3 protein-coding genes are annotated in these 1725 nt (G+C 41.9%); 1 reads left to right on the top strand and 2 read right to left on the bottom strand.

Annotated features, from left to right (window positions below; all coding sequences use genetic code 11):
• Positions 1-30: 30 nt before the first annotated feature.
• The gene (gene cmoA, locus A2517_RS07440) at positions 31-747 is read left to right on the top strand and encodes a carboxy-S-adenosyl-L-methionine synthase CmoA (RefSeq protein WP_294895657.1); all 717 of its coding nucleotides are present in this window, start codon (positions 31-33) and stop codon (positions 745-747) included.
• Between the two features lie 3 nt (positions 748-750).
• Here the strand turns inward: cmoA and A2517_RS07435 are convergent, their stop codons facing one another.
• Both A2517_RS07435 and nth read right to left on the bottom strand, forming a co-directional pair.
• Positions 751-966, bottom strand: coding sequence for a hypothetical protein (locus tag A2517_RS07435; RefSeq protein ID WP_294895653.1), 216 nt, complete (start codon positions 964-966; stop codon positions 751-753).
• Positions 967-980: 14 nt separating this feature from the next.
• The gene (gene nth / locus A2517_RS07430) at positions 981-1628 is read right to left on the bottom strand and encodes an endonuclease III (protein ID WP_294895655.1); all 648 of its coding nucleotides are present in this window, start codon (positions 1626-1628) and stop codon (positions 981-983) included.
• Positions 1629-1725: the final 97 nt, after the last annotated feature.

The raw sequence follows: 1725 nt of genomic DNA, 5'->3' as shown, positions 1-1725 counted from the left end.
ACCGCTCACCTTTACGCTACAATTCTTTTTATGAAAACCGATACACTCTTTACCAAACCCATTTCAAAACAGTTTGAATTTGATGCCGATGTGGCGGCAGTATTTGATGATATGCTCTTACGCTCGGTTCCGTTTTACAAAGAATCCCAAACCCTTACCCGTCGCTTTGCCCTCAATGCCCTCTCAAACGGTGGGATCGTCTATGATTTAGGGTGCTCAACCGCATCGTTATTGCTTGAAATTGAGCGCTCGATCGGTAAGGAGAGAGATGTCCGGTTGGTCGGCATTGACAACTCTGTAGCGATGATAGAGCATGCCCGAAAAAAACTCGAAGCATACGGTTCGCAGATTGAACTGTATGAGGGGGATATTCTCACCTTCTCTTACGAAAAAGCACAAGTAATTATCAGTAACTATACGTTGCAATTTATCCGTCCGATGGTACGGGATGCTTTGGTTCGGACGATTAGTGATACGTTGAACGAGGGCGGTGTTTTTATTTTTAGTGAAAAAGTGGTGAGTGAAGATCCAAAATTGAACAAAGAGTTGATTGACTGCTATTACGATTTTAAAAAAGTGCAAGGGTACAGTGAATACGAGATTGTCCAAAAACGTGAAGCGCTCGAAAACGTCCTTATCCCCTACACCATGAATGAAAATATCCAAATGGCAAAGAATAACGGATTTAAAACGTGCGAAGTTCTTTTCCGATGGGCAAATTTCGCCACCTTTATCGCTATCAAATAACGGTTATCGGACGCTTCCGTGATTGGGATTCTGATTGGATTCTAACGCATCTTTGATATCGGAGTAATCGACTATATTTTTGTCGCATTGCTTATGATAGTACCCTTGGGCATCATAATACTCTTCACAGCCGTTGTAATAGCGCAGACTAACGCCGCGCTCATTAAAACATCCCGCAATAAAAATCGGCATTAAAAAGAGTAAATAGTATTTTTTCATTCGGATATTGTATCTTATCTGGGTTTAAACCCATCCTTACTTTTACAGAATGCATTTAAAAAACATTCGGTGTCACATTTGGGATTTTTAGCCGTGCAGATGTAGCGTCCGAAGAGAACCAGCCCTTGATGCAATTGATGAAGATTCGTTTTGAATTTCTTGACGAGGGTTGCTTCCGTGGCAGTGGCGCTCACATCATCGCTGAGCCCTAAACGGTGGCTGACGCGAAAGACGTGTGTATCGACTGCCATTAGATTGGCCTGTGTGTATTCGATCAGGACAACATGTGCCGTTTTTTGTCCCACTCCTCCGAGGGTTATAAGCTCTTTCTCCTCCAAAGGAATTTCTCCTCCATAGACGTCTACCACTCTTTTTGCCATAGCGATAAGATTGATGGCTTTATTATTAAAAAAGGAGCAGCTTTGTATGAGACGCTTAACCTCTTCAATATCGGCATTTGCGAGAGCTTGAGGTGTTGGGTAAGCTTTAAATAGGGCAGGAGTAATGAGATTGACCCGTTTATCGGTGCATTGGGCAGAGAGGGCTACGGCGATGACCAACTCAAAGGCATTGGTATAACTAAGTTCGGTTACCGCATCGCTGTAGCGTTCCAAAAGAGCCGTTTTAAGTGCTTCGATCTCTTTTTTTGTTGCTTTTTTCATCCAAAAATATCCATTTTTAAGTCGTATTGTAGCATTTAAAAAGAGATCAGATATTTTTTGTGTTACAATAAGCGATTTCTGTACAAAATCGTTATTT

This window comes from Sulfuricurvum sp. RIFOXYD12_FULL_44_77 (assembly GCF_001830725.1).
In the GTDB taxonomy this organism is placed as follows: Bacteria; Campylobacterota; Campylobacteria; order Campylobacterales; family Sulfurimonadaceae; genus Sulfuricurvum; species Sulfuricurvum kujiense_A.
The sequence above is the reverse complement of the archived record's forward strand: the minus strand, read 5'-3'. Positions and strand labels throughout refer to the sequence as shown.